This is a genomic window from Akkermansia sp. KLE1798 (assembly GCF_001580195.1).
Taxonomy (GTDB): Bacteria; Verrucomicrobiota; Verrucomicrobiia; order Verrucomicrobiales; family Akkermansiaceae; genus Akkermansia; species Akkermansia biwaensis.
Window position 1 is genome coordinate 392250 of record NZ_KQ971081.1, and the last position, 23964, is coordinate 416213.

The following is a 23964-nucleotide window of genomic DNA, read 5'->3' on the forward strand; positions in this document are numbered from 1 at the left end:
GATTAACGGGTTGTATGCGTGTGAAGTGTTGTTAGCGGGACTGGTTCCTTTCGCGTTCCACCACGGGAATGGTGACGCCCGTTTCCAGAATGGGCCGGCCGCCGTCTCCGATGGAACCCCAGGTAAGGCCGTTCAGCGCCTCGTATTCGGTGCTCATGACCGTCAGGATATCCAGGGCGGAGGAGAAGTCCTTCAGGGCGGGATTGCCGCCCAGGGCCACGGTGATGTCCCTCAGGATCTGCCAGTCGTCGCGGGAATAGCCCACGGGCCGGATGGCGCGGTTCAGGCGCTGGATGCGGCCCGCCACATTGATCATGGTTCCGAATTTTTCGGCATAGGTGACGCCGGGGAGCACCAGGTCCGCATGGCGGCCCGTTTCATTGGCGCTGTGGGCGATCATGAAGAGGTAGTCCAGCTTCTTGAGGTCTTCCGGCGTGAATCCGGCTTCCGGAGCGGTGAGGTCTTCCCCCAGGGCGAGGACGGCCTTGACGGAGCCGTTGCGCACCCCTTCCCGGATGGCGTCCAGTCTGGAACCGGGTTCGATGCCCAGCACCAGCTTCGCGCCGTTCGTGTTCGGGTTGCGGTCCGCGGAAATCAGCATTCCGTCGCTTTCCCCCGTGCGGGGTACGATGTCCACCCTGTCCGTGCCGATCTGGGCGGCCAGGTGGCGCACCATGTAAAGTTCTTCATTGGTCATCCGTCCGGAGGCGATGATCGCGATTTTGTCTGGGGAAATGCGCTTGAAGGCTTCAGCGGCGGAGGCCAGGGCCGGTTCCCAGGTGGCCGGGCGGTGGGGAGCTCCGGCGTCCGTGCGGATCACGGGCTGCGGGATGCGCTGGGGAGAATTGATGTATTTGTAATTCAGGCGGTGGGAGTCCGGCATCCAGCAGGAGTTCACGGCGTCGTTCGGGCGCGGGGTGATGCGGTACACCCGGTCTTCTCTGGTCCACAGGGTGATGTTGGTGCCGGTGCCGCAGTCCACGTCAATGGTCTTGGTCTCCTTCAGGAACCATACGCGCATCTTGAAGCGGAAGTCCTTGGAGGTCAGGGCGCCCACCGGGCAAAGGTCCACGGTGTTCAGGGAATAGTTGCTGTCCAGTTCCCGGCCGGGATAAACCGTGATGGCGTTGTACGTGCCGCGCTGGGACATCGTGAGCACTTCGTCGTGCATGATGTCGCGCATGAAGCGCACGCAGCGGCCGCAGAGCACGCAGCGTTCCTGGTCCAGGTTGACGCGCGGGCCGATGCTGAGGTTCTTGCCCTTCTTGGTTTTCCTTTCCTCGTAGCGGCCTTCAATTTGACCGTAGTCGTTGGAGTATTCCTGAAGCTTGCATTCCCCGGCCTGGTCGCAGATGGGGCAGTCCAGCGGATGGCTGGTGAGCAGGAATTCCAGCACGCCGCGGCGCGCCTCGGCCGCCAGCGGGCTGTCCGTGCGTACGCCCATGTTTTCCGCCACCGTATTCGCGCAGGAGATGATGGGGCGGGGCATCCACTGGATAGGCTGGAAACCCTGTTCGTCGTAGGAAGGGGTCTGCCCCGGAGCCAGCCTGGGCGGCATGCCCTGTTCCACCAGGCACATGCGGCAGGAGCCGACGACGGCCAGCTTGGGATGGTAGCAGAAGCAGGGAATCGGCACGCCCACGGAGCGGCAGGCGTCTGCAATCCTGGTGCCGCGCGGGAAACGGTACCACGTGCCGTTGATCTGGACGTTCACCTTGCCTTCCGCGGCAGCGGCGTCTTTGGGGAGTTTGTAAGCTTCTTCGCTCATGATGACGTGATGGGAGGGAATGGAATTGAAACTGGGGACGTGGTGAGGTTACCGGATGAAATAGCGGCGCTGTTCCCTGCCTTCCGCAGAGTGGGGCAGGCAGGCGTTGAAGGGATCCGTCAGGGCCACGAATTCCTCCTTGAACTTGGAGACCATGGCCTGGGTGGGCCAGGAGGCGGCTTCCCCGAAGGCGCAGACCGTCTTGCCTTCGATCTGGTTGGCTACCTGGATGAGGAGGTCTACGTCCGAGGGGGCTCCCTTGCCTTCCAGGATGCGCGTGCTGAGCTTCATCATCCACGGGCATCCTTCGCGGCACGGAGTGCACTGGCCGCAGGATTCGTGGGCGTAAAAGCGGTTGATGTTGTTCAGCGCCCAGGGCATGGAGCGGGAGTCGTCCATGACGATGACCGCGCCGGAACCGGACATGGAGCCGTACTGGGCGATGCTGTCCAGGTCCAGAGGGATGTCGAAGAAGGAGATTTTGCCCGTGGTGCCGTCCGGATTCCGGGTCTTGTACTCCACGTCCGTGCGCATGACCTTGGAGGAGGAGCCGCCGGGAATGACCGCCTTGAATTCGCGGCCTTCACGAGGACCGCCGCAGACGTCGTACAGCAGTTCGCCGAAGGTCATGGAACCGGAAACGATTTCATAATAGCCGGGGCGCCGCACGTCGCCGGAGACGCCGATGATGCGCGTGCCGGGGGAACGTTTGGCGCCTTCCTGTCCGTAGGCTTCGCCGCCCATGGCGATGACGTGCTTCACCTGGCACAGGGATTCCACGTTGTTCACGATGGTGGGGCAGCCGTACAGGCCGATGGCGGCCGGGAAGTAGGGGGGCTTGATGCGGGGGTAGGGGCGCACGCCTTCCAGGGAGTTAAGCAGGGCCGTTTCCTCACCGCAGATGTAGGCGCCCGCGCCGCGGTGCAGGTGGATTTCCAGATCGTAGCCGGACCCCAGGATGTTCTTGCCCAGGAAGCCGCGTTCGCGCGCCTCCTGCAGGGCCTTGAGCATGGTTTCCGCGGCAATGGGGAATTCCTCGCGCATGTAGATGTACGCTAGGTGGGCGCCCACCGCGTAGCTGGAAATGACCATCCCCTCAATGAGCTGGTGGGGGTCCTGGTGGACGATGTAGCGGTCCTTGAAGGTGCCGGGTTCGGATTCGTCGCAGTTGCAGACCAGATAGACGGGCTTCGTGTTGTTCGGCGGGATGAAGGTCCACTTGACGCCGGTGGGGAAGCCCGCGCCGCCGCGGCCGCGCAGGCCGGATTTCTTCACCTCGTCAATGACGGCCTTCGGCTCCATGCCGAGCGCCTTTTTCAACTCTTCATAGCCGCCGTCGGCCAGGTAACAGTCAATGGACGTGTTCCACCCTTCGCGGTTGATGTTTTTAAGAATGCGGCGCGTTTCCCTGGGGTGGGGCTCTTTACCGGGAAGATAGGTAATGCTCATGACGGGTGATCTGGTGCGTGGTGGGGAAAATTAAGCGTTCTGGTATTTGAGGATCACTTCCTCCAGCAGTTCCGGCGTGACTTTTTCATACAGGATGTCGTTGACCATCATGTTGGGGCCGAATCCGCAGTTGGCGAGGCATTCCACGCCTTCCACACTCCACAGGCCCGAGGGGCTGACGCCGATGGGGTGGTGGTGGTCGATGCTGCTCTTGTCGATTCCCAGGCGCGTGCAGATGGTGTTGAAGAGGCTGTCCGCCCCCGCCATGGCGCAGGAAAGCGTGCGGCAGACGCGGATGTGGTTCTTGCCGGGGCAGGTCTGGCGCAGGCCGGGATAGAAAGTGACCACGCCCAGTACATGGGCGGCGGTGAGTCCCAGCTTTTCCGCCGTCCAGGTGATGGCGTCCGCGCTGATGTAGCCGAATTTCTTTTGAATCTCATGCAAAATGGGGAGAACGGCGGACTGCTGCTTGCCCTCCGGATAATGCGTGATGTATTCGCTTGCGGCGGCATCAAGTTCCGGCGTGGCTTCAAAGGCCGGGTAGAATTGTTCGCCGGGGCTGGGATGATGGGCGATGAGCGCGTCAATGGCGTTTTCAGCGTAATCGGACATGGGGATGGAAATATGTGTTAAGGTTGGCGGAAAAGGTGCGGGTTCGTGTTAGCGGTCGCATTCGCCCATCACGAAGTCAAAGGAGCCGAGAATGGCCGGAACGTCGGAAACCAGGTGCCCCGGCAGAAGCTCCGGCAGGATGGAAAGGTTGCAGAAGGAGGGGGAGCGCATGCGCAGGCGGTTGGGAAGACCGCCGCCCTTGGAATCCAGGAAGAAGCCCAGTTCTCCCTTCGGGTTTTCCGCGGCAAAGTAAACCTGGCCCGCGGGGGCGTTCACGCCCATTGTGGTGGTCATAAACTGGCGGATCAGGGACTCCATGTCCGTCAGCGCTTTTTCCTTGGGCGGAAGCGTGCCTTTCTTGTCCACCACGTTGATGGGCCCCTCCGGCATGGTGGCGACCACCTGGCGGATGATGCGCAGGGACTGGCGCATTTCCTCAATGCGGACGGTGAAACGGTCGTAGCAGTCTCCGTGTTCGCCGATCGGGACATCGAATTCGTACTGTTCGTAGCCCAGGTAGGGATTGGTCTTGCGCAGGTCGCGCTTGACGCCGCTGGCGCGCAGGTTGGCTCCGGTAAGGCCCCAGGAAAGGGCTTTTTCACGGGGAATGATGCCCACGCCCTGGAGGCGGTCGATGAAAATCTTGTTCTTGAGCAGCAGGGCTTCCGTTTCGTCAACGGTCTTTTCCGCCTGGTCGCAGAAGGCGAGCACTTCCTTCAGCATTTCCTGCGGCACGTCGCGCGTCTGGCCGCCGATGCGGGTGTAGGAGGACGTGAAGCGCGCACCCGTAAGCTGTTCGTAAAAGTTGTGGATTTTTTCGCGTTCCTCATAGCAGTACAGGAACACGGTCATGGCGCCCACATCCATGGCGTATACGCCCACTCCCAGAATGTGGGAGGAAAAACGGGAAAGCTCCAGGGCGAGCACGCGCAGGGCCTGGCCGCGGGGCGGAAGTTCCCAGCCCATCAGCTTTTCCACGGCGCAGGCATAGGCGATGTTGTTGGACAGGGGGGCCAGGTAGTCAAAACGGTCGGTGTAGGGGACGAACTGGTTGTACTGGATCGTCTCCCCGATCTTCTCCATGCCGCGGTGCAGGTGGCCCACTACGGGATCGCAGCTGATGATTTCTTCGCCGTCAAGCTCCAGAACCAGGCGGAGCACGCCGTGGGTGGCGGGGTGGGAGGGGCCCACGTTCAGGGTCATCGTTTCTCCGAGCGGTTCGGATGTATTGGTGAGATAATCGGCGTTGGCGGCTGTATCTGCAACGGTGAAGGTTTTGGTGCTCGTGTTCATGGAATGTCCTGCCTGGCTGAACCTGATAATGGTGCTGAACAATTATGCCACTTCACACCATGCGGGCAAGCCAAATGTCAGTTTTTTTGGTATTCCGGGAAGGTGGTGCGGGAGTCTCCTCAATTGATGAATGTTAGCTTCTTCTAACAATAAGCTTTTATCTGGAACCTGCCGAATATGGGAAAAAGCGGATTTGAAATCCGAAGTCAACCTACAAATTTGAGAAAAAATAATTTAATGCAAATTTGCTCAGTTATTTCCACAGGTCGGATGCCGGAAAAACAGGACAGCCGAACCTTATGGCTGAATGTACCCAAACGCAATGAGAGAGGGAGATAGGGAAGATTTGTGGTCGGTTCTCGGCATATCCCTTTTCAGGATTCACTTTATATGCGGATTTCAAATCCGTTAGAAAAATGTTGCACGACGGAGTGTATTGCAGATTAGTAAGAAAATAAAAAGGAGAAATCTATATAATATTATGGCTATCAACTTACAAAAAGGGCAGCGCATAGGTATCGGCCTTCAGAAGGTTGGTGTAGGTCTTGGCTGGGATCCCAATACAAGTACAGGTTATGATTTCGACCTCGATGCTTCCGCATTCATGCTTGGAGCTAACGGTAAACTACCTCAAGACGAATTCTTCGTATTCTACAACAATCAAAATTCTCCGGATAAAGCTGTTGAATCGTCAGGCGATGACTTGACCGGCGGAAACAGTAATGGTGGAGATGATGAAACTCTAACCGTGAATCTAGCGAAAGTGGATTCTCGCGTGCAAGAGATTTTGTTCACCGTGACTATTCACGATGCTGAACAACGCCGTCAGAATTTCGGCCAAGTCCACAACTCCTATATCCGCATCTACAATGCGCTCACCAATGAGGAGATTGCAAAGTATGAGCTTGATGAGGATTTCTCAACGGAAACAGCAGTAGAGTTCGGTCGTCTTTATCGCTACAATGGAGAGTGGAAATTCGAAGCTATGGGCAACGGTTTCAAAGGCGGGCTTCAATACCTTGTTAATAAATATGTAGGGTAAAGGAGACTTTGACGAATTTGTTTCTAAATATATGTAATCGTCATGGCTATTGTACTTGAAAAGAGCGGTGACAAACATCGCATAAACCTTGATAAGGCAATACGTACGCCAGGGGAGATTAAAATCAATCTTGGCTGGAGTAAAGGCAGTTTCCTCAAACGAATGTTCGGTGGCGATATAGACTTGGATCTCGGCTGTTTCTATGAAATGAGAGATGGCTCAAAGACTCTCATCGATGGGCTACAGTTCTCTCACGGTAGAGGCGGTCGCAGAGACCAGCAAACTCGGCAGGGATGCTATACACAAGCCCCTTATATTTGGCATAGAGGTGATGACCGTGGAGGCGGTGCAGAGTCAGGTGAGACAATTTTTGTCAACCCTCAGGGTATATCGCAAATTAAGAGAATTGTGGTCTACACTTTTATTTACGATGGAGTTGCCAAATGGGCCGACACCAATGCTGTAGTAAAAGTCTCAGTTCCCGGATGTGAGGATGTCATAGTGAAGATGGGGCAACAAAGCAGTATTAGGAAATTCTGCGCTATCGCTTCCATAGAAATTGGTACAGACAACTCAATGACTGTGCAAAAGCTTGTGACATTTCATGACGGGCATTCAGACTGCGACCGCAGATATGGTTGGGGATTCAATTATTCTCCCGGAAGCAAGTAATTAGTTGTAATTTTTGATATTTTGGTTTTTTGTGCTCAGGAAATTACTCAGATGGAAAACAGAGAAGATCAATGAAACAAAGCTGAAGTAAACAATTTCGTTTGATTTATTTTTAGATAGAATTGATATAATAATTCAAAAATTAAACAATTTTCACAATGATTAATCTGGAAAAAGGACAAAGGATTAATGTTGATTTCCAAAAATTTTCCATCGGATTGGGATGGGATACCAACCAGTCCGATACAGGTCAAGACTTTGACTTGGATGCATCAGCATTCATTCTTGGAGAAAACAAGAAAATTCTCAGTGACGAGTACTTTGTATTCTACAATAACCTAAAATCGCCCGACGAAGCAGTAGAGCATACCGGAGATAATCTTACTGGAGAAGGAGATGGAGATGATGAAAGCATCCGCATCGATTTAAGTAAAATCAACTCCCGTGCTACTGAAATCTGTTTCGTGGTCACAATCCATAAGGCAGATGAACGTCGTCAGAACTTCGGCCAAGTTCGTAACTCGTTTATCCGAATTTACAAAACCAACACAGGAGAAGAAATAGCCAAGTACGAATTGGAGGAAGATTTCAGTGTGGAAACAGCTGTAGAGTTTGGGCGTCTCTATAAGCGCAACGGAACATGGAAATTTGAGGCTGTGGGTATTGGTTACAAACAGGGGCTTGAATCCTTTCTCAACAAATACAGCTAATAATTATGGCAATACGATTAGAAAAAGGCCAGCGAATCAATTTAGAAAAAAATAATGGTTCGAAACTTACACAGTTCTGTGTAGGTTGTAACTGGGGGGGTATAAAAAAAATGGATTTCTTGAACTTGGCAACTCAGTACAGGATGTAGACCTCGATTTAAGTTGTGTAATGCTTGATGCCAACGGCAATCTCTGCGACCACATCTATTCGCCTCTTTATCGTAAAGAGTTCCTTGATCAATATGATATGCCTCCCGGCAAAGTCGATTCCAATGACCGTGCATTACATCATTCCGGCGATGATCTTAAAGGCGACCAAGACGGTGATGATGGCCTTGATAACGAGGTTATCACAGTCGACCTTAACAAAATATCCTCTAGTGTTGAGCAAATTTTCTTTTTCCTCAATAATTGTGGAACGGAAGACTTCTCCCAGATACCTTATGCCTCAATCAGAATGTATGAAGGAACACCTGAATGGGTGAAGGAGATATTCGCGCAATATGATGTTGCTGCTGAGCCTCAATACCAAGGTAAAACCGCCGTAATTATGGGCAAATTATATCGCCGTGGTGGCGAATGGAAATTTTCTGCCATAGGAGATGCCTATCCTGATGGGAATCTCTGTGAAACCATAAAAAGAATAATAACGAATTACAAATAATCCATCATGAGAAAACTCCCTGTATATCTCCTCCTCGATACATCCGGCTCCATGTACGGAGAACCTATTGAGGCTGTTAAGAACGGTGTTCAAGTCCTTGTCAGCACTCTTCGCAGTGATCCCTACGCGCTTGAAACGGCTTACCTTAGTATCATTACATTCAATAATACAGCACAGCAAGTTACACCGCTGACTGAACTTGCCAATTTTCAGCAGCCTAACATAGATGCCAGCGGTTGTACGGCATTGGGCGAGGCTTTAAATCTTCTTGCCAATAAAGTGGACCAGGAGGTAACCAAGACCACTATCGATGTCAAGGGTGACTGGAAGCCGCTTGTATTTATCATGACCGATGGTGTTCCTACCGATGATATTCGCAAAGGGCTCGACGAGTTCCGCAAACGCAAATTCGGCATGATAGTAGCATGTGCTGCCGGACAAGGGGCAGATACAAGCGTGTTGAAACAAATTACTGAGTGCGTAGTATCGCTGGATACCGCAGATTCAGCAACAATCAAGTCTTTCTTCAAGTGGGTTTCCGCCTCGGTGAGCGCAGGCTCGATGAAAGTAGAAGAGACTGGTAAAGAAATGGGGACGCTCAGCGAGCTTCCGCCGCCGCCTCCAGAAGTTAACATCGTAGTTTAACTTCAATATGTATTCCGAAAGAACTTGAAGAACTACTTGGTTAGAGACAATAAGTCACTTCAGGTTCTTATCTGACAGGAGGTGTATTTTTATCTGTACGACGAATTTTTGTTGATATCTCATTATTAATGAGAAGTGAGCTGATAGAAGCAACCAAATGTGAATCCAATGAGTTAAAGCAATCATTGAGTCTGGGGACTTATGTGTATAAAACTGCATTCTCAAGTATAATAACGTACAATACCGAAGTGCGGCAGTTGATTCCTCTTACTGAGATATATCAATTTCGTCTCCTTGAATTAGAGGCAAAAGGCAGATCAGCTCCCAGATGTGCGATAAATTTGCAAGAGTCACCTCCTTTTCTCGCAGGGATAATGATATATAAACCAACAAAATATTATGTCACGTAGATTACCAGTATATTTACTTATAGATACTTCCGGTTCAATGAAAGGGGAACCTATTGAGTCTGTAAAGGTTGGCATTGAAGCGATGCTTAGTACCCTGCGTACTAACCCGTATGCGTTGGATACTGTAAGCATAAGTATTATAACATACGACCGCGAGGTAAAACAAATCCTGCCTCTCACACCCATAGACCAAATACAGATGCCGGAAATAACAGTTCCGGAAAGTGGACCAACTTTTACTGGCTCTGCATTGGAAATGCTTTGTAAGAGAGTTGATTCAGAAGTTCAAAAAGGTACACCCGATCAGAAAGGTGATTGGATGCCAATCCTTTTTGTTATGACCGATGGAAAACCATCAGATATACAAGTTTACAAGGGTGTATTATCCCAAATAAAACAACGACAATTTACAAACATTGTTGCACTCGCAGCCGGACCAAAGGCCAAGACGGAAGAATTGCGTTTGTTAACTGACAAAGTGTTTCAGATTGACACGATGGACAGTACCGCCTTTATGAAATTTTTTAAATGGGTTAGTGGCATTATTGAAGAAGGTGGCAAGTCGATGGGTGCTACAGAAGATATAGCCCTTCCTCCTCCTCCAGATGAGGTCAATGTTGTAATCTAATAATTATGAACGCCAAACAAGTAAGCAATTTTATCCAGTTCCTTGAAGTTGAGTTGTTATCCGGTAATGATTTTCAGTATTGTTTACTTTAGTCCTGTTTTATTCATTTTCTCTGTTGTTCATTAAGCAATTTACTGAATATCAACAACCAGAATTTTTGAAAATCTTACGGCAAGATTATTCTATATAATTCCGAAATGTAATATGAGAAGACTACCAGTATATTTTCTTATCGATGTTTCCGAGTCGATGGTTGGACAGCCAATTGAGGAGGTCCAAAACGGTATGCGTACTATCATCCAAGAGTTGCGCGTCGATCCGTATGCATTGGAGACCGTGTTTGTATCTATTCTTGCTTTTGCGGGAAAAGCCAAAACTCTTTCGGAATTGACTGAATTGTATAAGTTCTATCCTCCTACATTCCCAGTAGGTAGTGGCACCTCACTCGGTGTGGGTATGAATTATCTGATGGATTGCATTGAGCGTGATATTCAAAAGACAACGATGGAAGTTAAAGGCGATTGGAAACCTATTATCTTCCTGTTCACTGACGGTACTCCCACCGATGATTATCTTGCCTCTTTCCGACGGTGGAATGACAAGTACCGTCTCTTCTGCAATCTCGTGGCAATCTCTATCGGTGATAATGTGAATACGTCCATTCTTGAGCAACTTACCGAGAATGTGCTGCTTCTTAGAAAAACTGACAAGGAATCTTTCCGACAGTTTTTCAAGTGGATAACTGCCTCAATCAAAGCCACAAGTATGTCGGTAAGCGAACAGCATAGTGACGAGATGCAGTTTCCGGAGACTACTGGTATAAGTCTTGAAAAGGCCAATTCCAGCGAATCCAAACGTATTGATGAGAATTTTGCTGTTGTGATGGGAAAATGTCAAACAACCAACAAGCCTTACCTCATCAAATACGCTCGTAATTCCAAAGATATGGAAAATCTGTTTATGGACGGTTTCCGTCTTGTTGGAACTTATCCAATCGACGAGAAACAATATCAGGAACTATCTGATGGGAGGAATTTAGGCAAGAATATCAATACTAATCAGCTTTATGGCCGTCCTACCTGTCCCTGTTGCGGAAATCAATTCGGATTCGTGATTTGCGAGTGCGGAAATATCTTCTGTGCCGGTAAAAATGCAAACGATCATTGTCCCTGGTGTGGTCTGCACGGAGAATTGTCGTCAGTGAGTGGAGGAGGAATAGATGTATCACGTACACAGGGCTAATGCACAATAATGATGAGTCAGCATAAGAAGAATAAAGAGTTCTGGCGGTCGAAAAATGACCTGATAAAGGTAGATATGAGCCGACAAATAGCCGCTCTATTGACTTCGAATCAAATATTAACTTCTGCCGCCGAAGCGTCTGACTTTATCAATTGGGCGGTCAGAGATGCTTGGGACAGATACCAACAATATGTCATGGATCAAAGAAGAGTTATTGAAAACGAAATAAACGCGCTCCCTTTGAAGATATCTAATGCAACAAGGGGGAAAGAATACCTTTCAGAGAACATTCAACTTCCTTCTGACAAGGTCACTGTTGTGAGCATTGAAGGTCTGGACGAAGTCGGCCTGAATGCGGTGACTACGGATGACGGTATCATTAGGGTACAAGGTATACCAACTGAAGCGGGGGATTTTATAATAACCATTCTATATAAATATATTGGATGGTTTGACGGTCAGCCTTTGCTTGAACGAAAGATTCCATTTGCCGTAAATCACAACCCCCGTGATTTATGGAAAGATATTCCGACTTCAAAAGATGTGCCATACTTTAAGGAAGATAAAGTGTGCGAATATGTCAAGGTTGAGGCCGGACCTGACGGGACTCCACTAAAGGATATGGTTGCAGCTTCTAACCGTGGCCGCAGTCATGCACAGGAGGGGAAGCCGCGCGATGACCACTTCCAGCTTTTTCATTCCAATGACAATGGCTGGTATATCATAGCCGTGGCCGATGGTGCTGGTTCCGCAAAATTTTCTCGTAAGGGGTCAGAAATCGCCTGTCGGTCTGTTGTCGATTATTGCAAGGGAAAACTTACGGGCGATTCAGACTTGGAGGAAAAAATCCAGGATTACTATGGTGCTGAAAACGAAACATCGTTACGTAAAACCGTTGGTGATGTTGTGTATGGTATTGTCGGCAATGCTGCATACTCGGCGCATAAAGCTATTGCTGAGGCGGCTAAACAGGCAGAAGATGCTAACTTGAAAGATTTTGCTACTACACTTTTGCTTTCTATCTGCAAGAAGTTTGATTTCGGTTGGTTTGTTGCTTCTTTCTGGGTTGGTGACGGAGCCATGTGTATCTACAATAAAGAGGCACAGACATTCAAATTACTTGGTACTCCTGATGAAGGAGAGTTCTCCGGTCAAACTCGTTTCCTCACAATGCCGGAGATATTTGCCGACACAGCATCGCTCTACAAGCGCTTGCGCTTCGAAATTGTGGATGATTTCACAGCTTTGATGATGATGACCGATGGCGTGAGCGACCCGATGTTCGGTACTGATGCAAATCTTAATGACATTAACAAGTGGAATGAGTTTTGGGACTCTCTGCAAACCGGTTTTGCCGAGGATGAAATTCCCGGAGTTGAGCTCACTGACAATAACGAAGCCTCAAAAGACCAACTGCTGCGTTGGTTGGACTTCTGGAGCCCGGGCGAACATGATGACAGAACAATAGCAATACTCTACTGATATGGCGCAGACAATCACACTCACGGCGGTTGACGGGTCCACTGTGCAGTTTGTAGACGAAGTGATTGGTTCAGGAGCGATGAAAGATGTGTATTTCAGCCTGGACAAAAGCTACGTTATCGGTTTCTTTCGTACATCGCAGGATGCTAATGCGAAAGATCGTCTTCAAAACATCACAGGCATCTATCGTGACCGTATATTCAACCGACCGGGGGGCGACTATTGGGAGAAACTCTTTTGTTGGCCAACAAAATTGGTCGAATGGAACGGCAAACTTGGTGTGGTAGTGCCAACATATCAGAAGCATTTTTTCTTTGAAGGAGGTCGCTTTCAAGGGGAGGAGAAGATTGGCAAATGGTTCGCATCAGCAAAACTTCGTAACAAATTTGTGGAGCCGGAGTTCAAAGGCTCATGGCTGACACATTTCCATATGCTGATACAAATAACCCGTGCCGTTAAGCGTCTGCACGCGGCAGGATTGGCACATTCTGACTTATCGTATAACAATGTGCTTGTAGACCCCAAGAGTGGGACGGCGTGTGTCATTGATTGCGATGGACTTGTGGTGCCGGGCAAATACCCTCCGGATGTGGTGGGAACACCCGACTTTATTGCTCCGGAGGTGCTTGGTACACGCGCTTTGCAAATTGGAGATCCCAACAAGAAGCTTCCGAATATACAGACTGACCGCCATGCTCTTGCCGTTATGATATATATGTATCTTCTATATCGCCACCCTTTGCGCGGCGGTAAGGTAAACGACCTTGATCCGGCGAAGGATGAGGAGCTCTCAATGGGGAGCAAAGCCCTCTTTATTGAACACCCCGCAAATAAAAGCAATCGCCCGAACGTGACAAATATGGGTCCGTCCGAGTTGCCGCAAGGAGATGTGTCCAAATTGCCTTATTCTATCTGTGGACCCTATCTGAAGCAGCTTTTCGACAAGGCTTTCATTGAAGGTTTGCATAATCCCCCTATGCGCCCGACAGCAGACGAATGGCTGACTGCATTAGTGAAAACGACCGACCTCATTCAGCCGTGTCAAAATCCGAAGTGCGAAGCCAAGTGGTTTGTGTTTGACAACTCAACCAGACCGCGATGTCCGTTCTGCGGTACGGAATATCACGGTCAACTTCCCGTACTAAATTTCTACTATTCTCCTAAAACCGGTACGTTCAAACCAGAAAATTACCGTTTGATGGTATATAGTAAGCAATCGCTTTATATGTGGCATGTTAACCGGTTCATTTTTCCCAACGAAAAACTTACTCCAGAAGAGAAAAAGCCGGTGGGCGATTTCCACTTCCATAATGGTAAATGGATACTTATCAACCGTCGGCTTCCTAGTCTTTGGGATAAAGACTCTGACACCAAGATAGAGATAGGGCAAGCCGTAGAGCTAACCGAAGGAAAAAAGATTCTTCTCGGCAAAAATGACGGTGACCGCCTCATCATTGTACAACTCGTCAGCAACTGATCCTCAAGACCATTAACTATACCTTAGAATTAATTATAAATATCCAACAATCATATGTCACAGCAAAAGTATGCAGGTTTAACCGATGTGCAGGTTTCGGAGAGTCGAAAAAAGAATGGCGTTAATGTCTTGACGCCTCCTCTGAAAGATCCTTGGTGGAAGGAGTTTTTTGAGAAATTTTCTGACCCGCTCATCATTATCCTTTTGGTTGCCGGAGTTTTCTCAATCGGCATTTCATTCTACGAATATTTCGGATTGGAACAGGACTGGAAAGTGTTTTTTGAGCCTATAGGCATCTTTGCTGCTATCGGACTTGCTACCACCTTGGCATTCATTTTTGAACAACGTGCAAACAAAGCTTTCAGGATTCTCAATCAGGTTAATGATGATGAGCTGGTGGAAGTGATACGAAATGGTTCTACGACTACTATTCCTCGCAAAGATGTAGTTGTGGGCGACATCGTTATACTAAACACTGGCGATGAAATCCCGGCCGATGGTGAATTGATTGATGCTGTAATTCTCAGCGTTGACGAGTCAACGCTGACAGGTGAGCCTTTGTGCGTTAAAACAACAGATCCGGCACATTGCGATGAAGACGCTACCTATCCTTCTAACCAGGTGATGCGTGGTACTAAAATTATGGAAGGACACGGCGTAATGCGTGTATTGAAAGTAGGCGATGTCACCGAGATGGGCAAAGTCTATGAGGAAGCTCAAATCGACGATTCTGTTAAGACTCCGCTTAATGAGCAGCTTGACGGTCTTGCCAATTGGATCACCAATGTTAGCTATATCTTTGCCGGTTTAATTATTGTTGGACAATTGATCCATTTTTTTGGATGGGCTTCATGGCCGGCATATTCTCTCATCATCCCGGTTGTTGTATTCTTTTGGATGGTCATCAAAAGGTTCCCGGAATGGGTAGGAGATGAGAAGGAAAAATCACAGGCGGAAATAGAAGCACAAAAGAATAATCAAGGCACAGCTAAAGTAATCACTAGTATCATCGTGTTTGTCATCATATTTTTTGCGATGGTAATCGGAGTTTTTTATCTCCTTAATCCCGGAGTAGATGAAGCCGCGTGGCTGGCGCTTCTGGGTCATACGCTGAAGACGATGATGGTTGCTGTCACTCTTATAGTTGTTGCTGTACCTGAAGGCCTGCCTATGGCAGTTACCCTCTCGCTTGCCTACAGCATGAGTCGGATGCTCAAAACCAACAACCTCGTGCGCAAGATGCATGCTTGTGAAACAATGGGAGCAACAACCGTTATCTGTACTGATAAAACAGGTACTCTCACACAAAACCAAATGCAGGTCTACAAGACTAACTTTTTTGGCAAGCCGTCCGACGAAATACTATATGAAGGCATTGCTGTCAACTCTACAGCTCAACTTGATTTGTCAGGCGACAAAGTACAAGTGCTTGGTAATCCCACCGAAGGAGCTCTTCTGCTATGGTTGAAAGCACGCAATGCTGACTATCAACTTTTACGGACAAATGCGTTCCGAATTGAAGAACTGCCATTCACTACGGAGCGTAAATATATGGCTATCGTTGTCAGGTCGGCCTCCGGCAAGAATATCCTATATGTCAAAGGTGCTCCGGAGATTATATTCTCAATGTGTGAAAACACATGCGGCGTGACAAAATCGGAAATAGATGATCAACTTTTTGAATATCAAAATGAAGCAATGCGTGTTCTTGGGTTTGCTTATCAGGAACTCAATGACGGTGATGCCACAATCGCAGATGGCAAGATTGTGGCAGAGAAATTGACGTTCCTTGGAATCGTTGCCATCTCAGACCCTGTTCGCATTGACGTGCCTCCTGCTGTAAACGAGGTTATCGCCGCTGGCATCAAAGTCAAGATTGTCACTGGTGACACTCCTGGCACAGCAAAGGAAATTGGTCGTCAGATCGGACTTTGGAATGACGCGATTGACGGAGACCAAAACATCATAACGGGCGCTGAGTTTGCCGAACTATCCGACGGTCAGCTTCGTGAGCGTGTAGGCGACCTCAAAATCATAGCGCGAGCTCGTCCTATGGACAAAAAGAGACTTGTTGAGGCTCTTCAGGCTAACAATGAAGTGGTGGCCGTGACTGGAGATGGAACCAATGATGCGCCAGCACTCAAAGCGGCTCATGTAGGTCTTTCGATGGGAGATGGCACATCCGTGGCAAAAGAATCTTCTGACATCACAATCATTGACAATTCATTCTCTTCCATTGGCCGGGCAGTGATGTGGGGCCGTTCTCTTTACAAGAACATCCAACGTTTTTTGCTGTTTCAGCTCACCGTGAATGTAGCGGCTTGCTTCCTCGTGCTGTTCGGCTCGTTTATGGGTTCGGAATCTCCTCTCACGGTGACGCAGATGCTATGGGTTAACCTCATCATGGACACATTCGGTGCAATGGCACTCGCTTCGCTTCCCCCTTCTTCGGAGGTCATGAACGATCGTCCTCGTCGCCGGGAGGCTTCAATACTTACTCGCCCCATGCTGAGTGAACTGTTTGGCGTAGGCATTTTCTTCTTTGCCCTGACACTTGGTTTCTATTGGTTCTTCAACCACGCCGAAGTGACATCAATTCCACAAATATTCCATGCAGTCATAGGCTCAACCGGCACAATGACCGCGTATGAGGCCACTCTATTGTTCTCAATATTTGTTTGGACACATTTTTGGTATATGTTCAACGCCCGTGTGTTTGAGACCAGCGAAAGCATATTCCGCATAAAAATGAGTAGTGGATTCTGGACAATTGTCGGAATAATTGTAATCGGGCAGTTATTCATTACCGAGATCGCCTACGAGTTCTTTAACGTTGAGCCGATGCTCCATACACTTGATTGGGAGTTCAACCCTTCCGGCACTCTGGATTTATTGATAATCATTGGTGCATCCTCTCTTGTCTTATGGATTCGTGAACTTTGGCACACAATAACCGAATCTGCAAAATAGTTTTGTATGGCGGGGGCGTTTAATCCCCTGCCATACGCAAATTTCTATTAAGCATTCTATATATCTGAAAGGGTGGACGAGTGCCCGTTTGAAAGGGTGAACCGAGGCGTGGCACGTATTACAAACACGAAAGGAAATACTTCTGGCGAACATCCTCGCCTCCGCAGTTAATCAGCGAGTTTGGCTAACCTGTCCCTAGCGAGAAGGACAAGGCACCACTTGGTTTCATTGAGATTCATTTTCAGAAAGTTGGTAGAATATCTCATCAATTCAAGAGTCAGTCTTGATGAGATAAGAAAGTGTGTTTTACTTCTAAAAAAATTGGTTCCTGTAAAAGAAAACGCGAGGAGGGTAAATATCTTATAAAAAATCAACCTTCTTTACTGATGTCAGAATTTAATAAGCATATCTTCTGAAAATGCGGTTAACGCCATATTTAATAACAAAGGCAATATTTATTCTTTCTGCTTAAGAGTATTATTTGAAGAAGGGATAGTATGTTTATTGTTTTCGGAATTTCGGCCGGAGCTCGACAAGGGAATTGTCTGATTGAAGAAATATGTCAATAAAATAGAAAATATTGAAATACTTTTAAAATGTATTTATATTTTCGAGTTAAATAATCCTACAATGGGCGATATCCCCGGTTTGTGTTGTAAAAAGGTTATTGTCAATCTGATTCATGATAGATTAGTTCTGACTTTTTTGTCGAACAAAGGTTGGAAGGAATACATGAACATTGATATACTTAATCACGGAGCTGATTTTACAAATGTATGTCTTTAGAAATTATTAAAAAATTAATTCCAATGAATTCATTTTTTCAATAGTAAGCGTCTTATCATCTCAATTAAATTTAAACTGAGATTTTCAAAAGTGCGCGAATATATATTATAAATTATAAGCCTTGGTCTTGGAATTTACCGGAATGATATTGGCGGAGAGTTATTTTATGACGTTCCGGGGAGTGAAGTGCATTTCCTGCTCCGCAATCCCGAATTGCCAGGTGGCGGTTTGCCAGATGTTGCCGCCGGGAACCTTCCACCGTACCTGGACGGTGACCGGGCTGACGCGCAGGGGACGGGAGGGCGCCCATTTCAGGACTTTTTCCCTGGCGTCATACTTGGCATTTACCAGGCCGAAGCCGGAGACGCGCATCTCCATGTCCTTGGGATTGAGCTGCGGTTCCCGTGCAAGGGAAATGGAAATGTCCGGATTCTGGCTGCGGACCACGGTGTTGGCTGCCGGGAAGACGGGCTGGGCGGGCGCCGGATAGGACCCCAGCCCCTGTTCATGGCCCGCGGGAGCGGGGGAGGGCGTCTCCGGCGCGCTGGGAGTATTGAAATTCACGGCTCTGGTGAACGTCTTGGGATCCTTGCCGAATACCATGTAACGGTGAATTCTCCAGCGGTCCGTGTCCTTGGTCACTTTTCTGGGAATGACGGTAAACGCCGCCCGGAAGCCGGCTTCCTCCGCCTTGGTGATCATTTCCGGCAGGACGAAACCGCCCGGGTAGCAATAGGCTTCCACGTCGGAACCGGGGAATCTCTCCTGGAGAATTTTCCTGGATTCCCCTATTTCCTTGGCGGCCAGGTCCAGGACGGCCTGCGTGCCCTTTCTCTGGGCTGCGCGCCAGGACCTGGGGTACAGGTGGCTGACGGAATGACTGCCCAGAGTGGCTCCGTTGTTCAGCATTTCCTGAATCTGCTCCCGGCTCATGGCGGACCCGCGGCCTGTGATGAACTTGGTGTAGGGGAAAACGGTGAAGGGGATTTTCATTTCCCGGAGAATGGGGTAGGCGTCCGTGTAAACGCTCTTCCATCCGTCGTCAATGGTGATCAGGACGCACTTGGCGGGCAGTTGCTTGTCGCCCAGTTTCCAGTCCAGGAAATCCTTCATGGTGATGATGGGCACGCCTGCGGTTTTCAGCGCCTGCATCTGGGCCCGGAACGTGTCCGTATTCATGCGCATCTCCGTGGCGGGCAGCGTGCGGCTGAAATCATGGTAGCCCAGGATGGCCACCCGTGTTTCATGCTGAGGGACGGGAACGGGAGAAAAGGCGGAGGGCGGAATGGAAGGGGCGCCCTGGGATGGGAGCTGGAGGTGCGTCTCGCCAGGAATGGGTTCCGCATTCGGGATGGATTCGTCCGGCGCGGACGGAGCCGCCGTTTCTCCGGGGATGGGCTCGGCCATGGGAATATCTTCATCCCTCCGGTTGGCTTCAATCAGTTCCCGGACGGGCACGATTCCTGCTGCGGAGTCACCCTTAATGGTGCCGCCCGTCACCGGACCGGGTGCGAGCGGCAGGGGTGTCATGGGAGGCAGTTCGGGCGGAAGCTCCGCACAGGCGACACCGGCTGAGATCATGAGAACGGAAAGAAAACCAAGGGCGGAGCGCATATCTGCAACTACTATTTTTGAGAGTCCTGTTCAATCTTAAACTCCGGCAGGCATGACAGCCGTTCCTTTTCGTTTCACTGCCCGTTCTCTCTCTGCGGATTTTTCCGTTTTCCGGGCATGCTCTCCTTAAAAAGCGTGCAGACTCATTTTCCGCTCGCTCAAAAAAGTGGACATGTTTAGTCTGTGCGCAGACATGAGCAGCATTTGTCATTTTACCAAAGCTCTGACACTCCGTTTTGGTCGGCTTGCCGCAGTGGCGGCAGCCGTCTTTTTCATGGCCGCCGGAGCGGGAGAGGCTGCCGTGCGTGCGGCGGAGCCCGCCTATCCCGCCACGGAAATTGGAGGAGAATCCCAATACAGCCATTTCCCGATTCCGCTCAGCCAGTACAAGCAGCTGCCCCCGGACGCCAGCCTGTCCCAGGTGCTCAGCGAACGCAACGAACAGTCCGGCGGCTTCAACTTGGCCGTGACGCTGGTATTCCTGGGCGCCATCATACATACGTTCCTGGCGGGGCGCTTTGAACGCTACTCCCACAAGCTGGCCCTGCGCTACAAGGAAAAGCTGAAGGAATCCAACTTCCGCGTGATGCATCCGGAAGAACGGCTGCCGGTCTCCTTTGCCTCCGCCATCTTTCATTTCCTGGGGGAAGTGGAAGCCGTGTTCGGCATCTGGATCATCCCCTTCATGTTCGTGTGCTGGAAATACTATTCCTTTGAAGACTTTTCAGCCTACTTGAATTACGACTGCTCGTTCACGGAGCCCATGTTCGTGATGATCATCATGATCATCGCTTCCTCCCGCCCCATCTTCAAGCTGGCGGAATCCGTAGTCAACTGCGGCGCCAGACTGGGGAAGGCCACTCCAGGCGCCTGGTGGATTTCCGTCATGTGCCTGGCTCCGCTGCTGGGTTCCCTGATTACGGAACCGGCCGCCATGACGATCGGCGCGCTGATCCTGAGCAAGAAGTTCTATGACCTCAAGCCGAAGCGTTCCCTGATGTACGCCACGCTGGGCCTGCTGTTCGTGAACATCTCCATCGGCGGAACCCTGACCCACTTTGCCGCTCCTCCCGTCGTGATGGTTGCGGAAAAATGGGACTGGGGTTTGGCGCACATGATCCAGCATTTCGGCTGGAAAGCCGTGTGCGCCATCATCATATCCAACCTGATCTATTTCCTGATGTTCCGCAAGGAATTCGCCCGTCTGGCCACCCAGCAGCGCGAATTCAGCGAGTTTGACGATGCCATCCCCCAGTCCTGGGAAGACCGCAACGACCGGATTCCCGTGTGGGTGACGCTGGCGCACGTCTGCTTCCTGACCTGGACGGTGCTCTTCTCCCATGAACCGGTGATGTTCATCGGCAGTTTCCTCTTCTTCATCGGCTTTACGGTTGCCACGCCGCAGTACCAGAACCAGATGTCCCTGCGCGTTCCGATGATGGTGGGCTTCTTCCTGGCCGGGCTGGTGATTCTGGGCGGCGTGCAGGCCTGGTGGCTGGAACCAGTGCTGACGCGCCTGGGGGACTACGCCATGATCGGCGCCACCTTGCTGACGGCGTTCAACGACAATGCCGCCGTCACTTTCCTGGCTTCCACCGTTCCCAACCTGCCGGAGGCCGTCAAATACTCCGTGGTGGCCGGCGCTGTCACGGGCGGCGGCCTGACTGTGATCGCCAACGCCCCCAACCCGGCGGGGCAGGCCATTCTGGGCAAATACTTCAAGGGGATCAATCCCCTGTGGCTGTTCACGTGGGCGGCCCTTCCCACGGCGATCGTGTTCATCTTCTTCACCTGTTTCGGCCATTGAACGCCGAATCCTGATTGACTCTTATGTTTACCGGACTTGTTGAAACAACTGGAACCGTGGTGGGGTTCACCCCCATTGACGGCGGAGCCAGGCTGACGCTGGACATCCCTTTCGGCAGCGAACTCTCCCTGGGGGATTCCGTGGCCGTGAACGGATGCTGCCTGACGGTGGATGCCCTGGATGGGAACCGTGTCTCCTTCGACCTGCTTTCCCAGACCATCCGGGTGACCAGCTTAGGGAATCTGAAACCCGGCAGCCTGGTGAATCTGGAACGCGCCATGTCCGCCATGGACCGTTTCGGCGGCCACTTTGTGATGGGGCACGTGGACAACACCGGAACGATCACGGCGCTGGAACCCGTGGGGCAGGATCACAGGCTGGAAGTGCGCATCCCCGATGAACTGGCCCGCTACTGTATCGACAAGGGCTCCATCACCATTGACGGCATTTCCCTGACCATTTCCAATCTCAACGGAACCCTGCTGGAATTCTGGATTACCCCTCATACCTTCGGCCGCACCAATCTTCAGGACGCCGCTGTAGGACAGCCCGTAAACCTGGAAGTGGACATGCTGGCCAAATACGTGGAAAAGCTGTTCACGGCCCGTGAAAGCGCAGGCATTTGATGTCCCCAAATGGTGAACTGTTCCCTGTTTATACAAGCCAGCAGGTGATCATGGGCAGAATAATACTGGCGGCGATCAGCGTATTGACGATGAGCAGCAGCAGGTAAAAGACGCCTATGGTCTTATTCGTCTTCCCGTTCCAGTAACTCCGGAAATGGTACAGGGCATGGAAATACAGCAGGAAATTGATGGCCATGTAGGAATATTCCGCGATTCGGCTCATGAAGCCGGCCAGATACAGTCCCATGATCAGGCCCGCCAGCGGATAGCCCAAAAGGCTTAATACCCAGGCTCCCGTGAGCAGGTTTTTCCAGTCGTCGCTGTTTTTTCTCCCGTCGTTTTCTTTTATGGCCGTGTCCGCGGGATTATACGCGGGCCGTTGATGCCCTCAGTCCTCCTTTGGCCGTCACCCATTTCCCTCGTTTGATTACTTTGTCAAACGTGAGTCCGCGGCGTTCCGCGGACGCCTTCGTTTCCTCCCACTGGGAGGCCAGAATACCGGAAATGACCAGCACGGCATTTTGCTTCATGGCCGTGATGATGCGCGGAAAAGCCTTCTGCAGAATGGTGGAAAACAGGTTGGCGACAACCAGGTCGCCCTTCTGCCCGACCGTGGGAGTCCATTCAAACACGTCCCCCACAAACAAATCCAGCCGGGCATCGGTAATGCCGTTGCGTTCCATGTTGTGCCGGGCCACTTCAATGGCCATCGGGTCGAAGTCGAAGGCGGCGGCGCGGACCGCCCCCAGTTCCAGCGCGGCCATGGCCAGTACGGCGGTGCCGCAACCGATGTCCGTCATGCTCCAGTCCGCTCCCTTGCGGGACTTGGCAAAATCGCAGATGAAGCGCAGGCAGGCGGATGTGGTGGCATGGTCTCCGGTGCCGAAGGCCATTTCCGCCGGGACGCTCAGGATGCGGCGTTTGGGAAACTGCTGTTGCAGCGCTTTCAGCTTTTCGGCATCCGTTTGTTCCGTGATGAGGAGGGAATCCCTGATTTTCAGGGGAGGGCGCGGCACTTTGTTTTGCGCGGCTACCCAGTCCTGTGTCTTGACTTCCCGGACGGACCCTCCGAAATGTTCTTTCAATATAAGGGCATCTTGTTCCGTATCGCAGTAAACGACAATTCTGATGGTCTTGCCTCCCTTGATTTGCGTAATGACGGCATTTGGATTTCCGGCAATGCGTTCGCTCCAGGCGTCTTCCCATTTGGCGGCGGACAATTTGTTCCAGCTCCAGCTCATGGGGTGAGTATGAAGACTTTTTTCTTTGGAGGCAAGAATGGATGCGGAAAGGGAAGCTGCTTGGAATTATTTTGATGAGGGCTCTCCGCATTCGGACAGGAAAGTATGATGAAGAGTCCGGTATTTCTCCTGGATTTTCTACAGAAGAAACTGTTGTTCAAACCATGATTTCTATCGTGGAGCTTCACTGGCGGATTTGGAATCCGGAGTCAAGCTACGATTCTGAAGAAAAAGCATTTGGATAATTTTTCCCCTGTTTTCCTTCCATGCCGAATGCCCGGAAATGGCGGCATTCCGGCTTTGGCAGTGGAAACATTTCCGAAGCACAGGGAAGGGAAAATGCTCCTTCGTTTTTTGCTGTCCGGGACTTTGCAAGGGGCTGATTTATTTGATCTCATGAATTTATGGCGCTTCTGCAAGGACGGAAGGTGTATGCCGGACCATGGAAGCCTGAAACTCTGATTCACCGATACACCTGCCTGTTTCTCCCCTTGAGAAATGCATTTCGGATTCCAAATCCGTTAAAGATATCTCGTACAGTATTGATGTACTTTTGTTTATTTTAACTGAATCCAAAATAATGATAAAAATATTATTGATAGGCGCCCGCAGATTGATGTTCGGTTCCGCGTCCTCAGCCTCCCTTGCCTGGAATAGCGGGAAATCCGGGATTTGGGTGCGCCGGAAACCTGATTAATACAGGGACGGGCGGCGTCCTGTCCTTCCTGCCTTCCGGAACCTGGCACAGCCCCTCCTAACCTGCCTGGGCAGGCTTTCCAAGCGTTCCGGCTCGGAAGAGGACGAGCCCGCATCCTTTTTGCGTACC

The 23964-nt window shown here is 50.6% G+C and carries 19 protein-coding genes and 1 pseudogene; 13 read left to right on the forward strand and 7 right to left on the reverse strand.

Going from position 1 to position 23964, the window contains the following annotated elements; genetic code table 11:
• Nucleotides 1-31 precede the first annotated feature (31 nt).
• The 4 genes from HMPREF3039_RS06475 to nuoD are packed head-to-tail and all read right to left on the reverse strand — an operon-like array spanning nt 32 to nt 5122.
• Nucleotides 32-1768 (reverse strand): NADH-quinone oxidoreductase subunit G, encoded by a 1737-nt coding sequence (locus HMPREF3039_RS06475; RefSeq protein WP_067571643.1) that lies wholly within the window; start codon nt 1766-1768, stop codon nt 32-34.
• Nucleotides 1769-1816: 48 nt separating this feature from the next.
• On the reverse strand, nt 1817-3217 hold the full coding sequence (gene nuoF, locus HMPREF3039_RS06480) for an NADH-quinone oxidoreductase subunit NuoF (protein WP_067571645.1): 1401 nt from the start codon (nt 3215-3217) through the stop codon (nt 1817-1819).
• Nucleotides 3218-3247: 30 nt separating this feature from the next.
• Complete coding sequence (locus HMPREF3039_RS06485; protein ID WP_067952003.1) at nt 3248-3829, reverse strand: NADH-quinone oxidoreductase subunit NuoE family protein; 582 nt, start codon at nt 3827-3829, stop codon at nt 3248-3250.
• Between the two features lie 48 nt (nt 3830-3877).
• Nucleotides 3878-5122, reverse strand: coding sequence for an NADH dehydrogenase (quinone) subunit D (gene nuoD / locus HMPREF3039_RS06490; RefSeq protein ID WP_067571736.1), 1245 nt, complete (start codon nt 5120-5122; stop codon nt 3878-3880).
• A gap of 481 nt (nt 5123-5603) precedes the next feature.
• On the opposite strand from nuoD, the gene HMPREF3039_RS06495 reads away from it, so the two are divergent.
• From HMPREF3039_RS06495 to HMPREF3039_RS06540, 10 genes and pseudogenes are all read left to right on the forward strand, one after another.
• Nucleotides 5604-6164 carry a TerD family protein gene (locus HMPREF3039_RS06495; protein ID WP_067571738.1) on the forward strand — a complete coding sequence of 187 codons (561 nt, stop codon included), beginning with the start codon at nt 5604-5606 and terminating at the stop codon, nt 6162-6164.
• Nucleotides 6165-6206: 42 nt separating this feature from the next.
• Entirely contained in the window at nt 6207-6836 is a 630-nt protein-coding gene (locus tag HMPREF3039_RS06500; RefSeq protein WP_082770073.1) for a stress protein, read from the forward strand.
• A gap of 158 nt (nt 6837-6994) precedes the next feature.
• Nucleotides 6995-7546 (forward strand): TerD family protein, encoded by a 552-nt coding sequence (locus HMPREF3039_RS06505; protein ID WP_067571649.1) that lies wholly within the window; start codon nt 6995-6997, stop codon nt 7544-7546.
• Between the two features lie 5 nt (nt 7547-7551).
• A pseudogene (locus HMPREF3039_RS06510) lies at nt 7552-8210 on the forward strand (TerD family protein).
• Between the two features lie 6 nt (nt 8211-8216).
• Nucleotides 8217-8855: a vWA domain-containing protein gene (locus tag HMPREF3039_RS06515; RefSeq protein ID WP_067571651.1), complete on the forward strand. Its 639-nt coding sequence runs from the start codon at nt 8217-8219 to the stop codon at nt 8853-8855.
• A 399-nt stretch (nt 8856-9254) separates the two neighbouring features.
• On the forward strand, nt 9255-9893 hold the full coding sequence (locus tag HMPREF3039_RS06520; protein WP_067571653.1) for a vWA domain-containing protein: 639 nt from the start codon (nt 9255-9257) through the stop codon (nt 9891-9893).
• 204 nt (nt 9894-10097) lie between these two features.
• Nucleotides 10098-11135, forward strand: coding sequence for a TerY-C metal binding domain-containing protein (locus HMPREF3039_RS06525; RefSeq protein ID WP_067571655.1), 1038 nt, complete (start codon nt 10098-10100; stop codon nt 11133-11135).
• Nucleotides 11136-11144: 9 nt separating this feature from the next.
• Complete coding sequence (locus HMPREF3039_RS06530) at nt 11145-12617, forward strand: PP2C family serine/threonine-protein phosphatase (protein ID WP_197457122.1); 1473 nt, start codon at nt 11145-11147, stop codon at nt 12615-12617.
• A 1-nt stretch (nt 12618) separates the two neighbouring features.
• On the forward strand, nt 12619-14094 hold the full coding sequence (locus HMPREF3039_RS06535) for a helix-hairpin-helix domain-containing protein (protein WP_067571657.1): 1476 nt from the start codon (nt 12619-12621) through the stop codon (nt 14092-14094).
• Nucleotides 14095-14148: 54 nt separating this feature from the next.
• Complete coding sequence (locus tag HMPREF3039_RS06540) at nt 14149-17064, forward strand: cation-translocating P-type ATPase (RefSeq protein WP_067571659.1); 2916 nt, start codon at nt 14149-14151, stop codon at nt 17062-17064.
• Nucleotides 17065-18009: 945 nt separating this feature from the next.
• Here the strand turns inward: HMPREF3039_RS06540 and HMPREF3039_RS06545 are convergent.
• The gene (locus HMPREF3039_RS06545; protein ID WP_067571661.1) at nt 18010-19431 is read right to left on the reverse strand and encodes a polysaccharide deacetylase family protein; all 1422 of its coding nucleotides are present in this window, start codon (nt 19429-19431) and stop codon (nt 18010-18012) included.
• Between the two features lie 226 nt (nt 19432-19657).
• On the opposite strand from HMPREF3039_RS06545, the gene HMPREF3039_RS06550 reads away from it, so the two are divergent.
• Together HMPREF3039_RS06550 and HMPREF3039_RS06555 are read left to right on the forward strand one after the other, a co-directional pair.
• Nucleotides 19658-21271: a putative Na+/H+ antiporter gene (locus HMPREF3039_RS06550; RefSeq protein ID WP_067981868.1), complete on the forward strand. Its 1614-nt coding sequence runs from the start codon at nt 19658-19660 to the stop codon at nt 21269-21271.
• A 23-nt stretch (nt 21272-21294) separates the two neighbouring features.
• Nucleotides 21295-21897: a riboflavin synthase gene (locus HMPREF3039_RS06555; RefSeq protein WP_067571663.1), complete on the forward strand. Its 603-nt coding sequence runs from the start codon at nt 21295-21297 to the stop codon at nt 21895-21897.
• Between the two features lie 28 nt (nt 21898-21925).
• Here HMPREF3039_RS06555 and HMPREF3039_RS06560 read toward each other — a convergent pair whose 3' ends face one another.
• Together HMPREF3039_RS06560 and HMPREF3039_RS06565 are read right to left on the reverse strand one after the other, a co-directional pair.
• Nucleotides 21926-22171, reverse strand: a complete 246-nt coding sequence (locus tag HMPREF3039_RS06560) for a hypothetical protein (protein WP_067571665.1) — start codon at nt 22169-22171, stop codon at nt 21926-21928.
• A gap of 91 nt (nt 22172-22262) precedes the next feature.
• Nucleotides 22263-23138, reverse strand: a complete 876-nt coding sequence (locus tag HMPREF3039_RS06565; protein WP_067571667.1) for a 50S ribosomal protein L11 methyltransferase — start codon at nt 23136-23138, stop codon at nt 22263-22265.
• Between the two features lie 71 nt (nt 23139-23209).
• Here HMPREF3039_RS06565 and HMPREF3039_RS14350 point away from each other — a divergent pair, with 71 nt between their 5' ends.
• Complete coding sequence (locus HMPREF3039_RS14350) at nt 23210-23383, forward strand: hypothetical protein (protein WP_156469845.1); 174 nt, start codon at nt 23210-23212, stop codon at nt 23381-23383.
• The last annotated feature ends 581 nt before the right edge of the window (nt 23384-23964 follow it).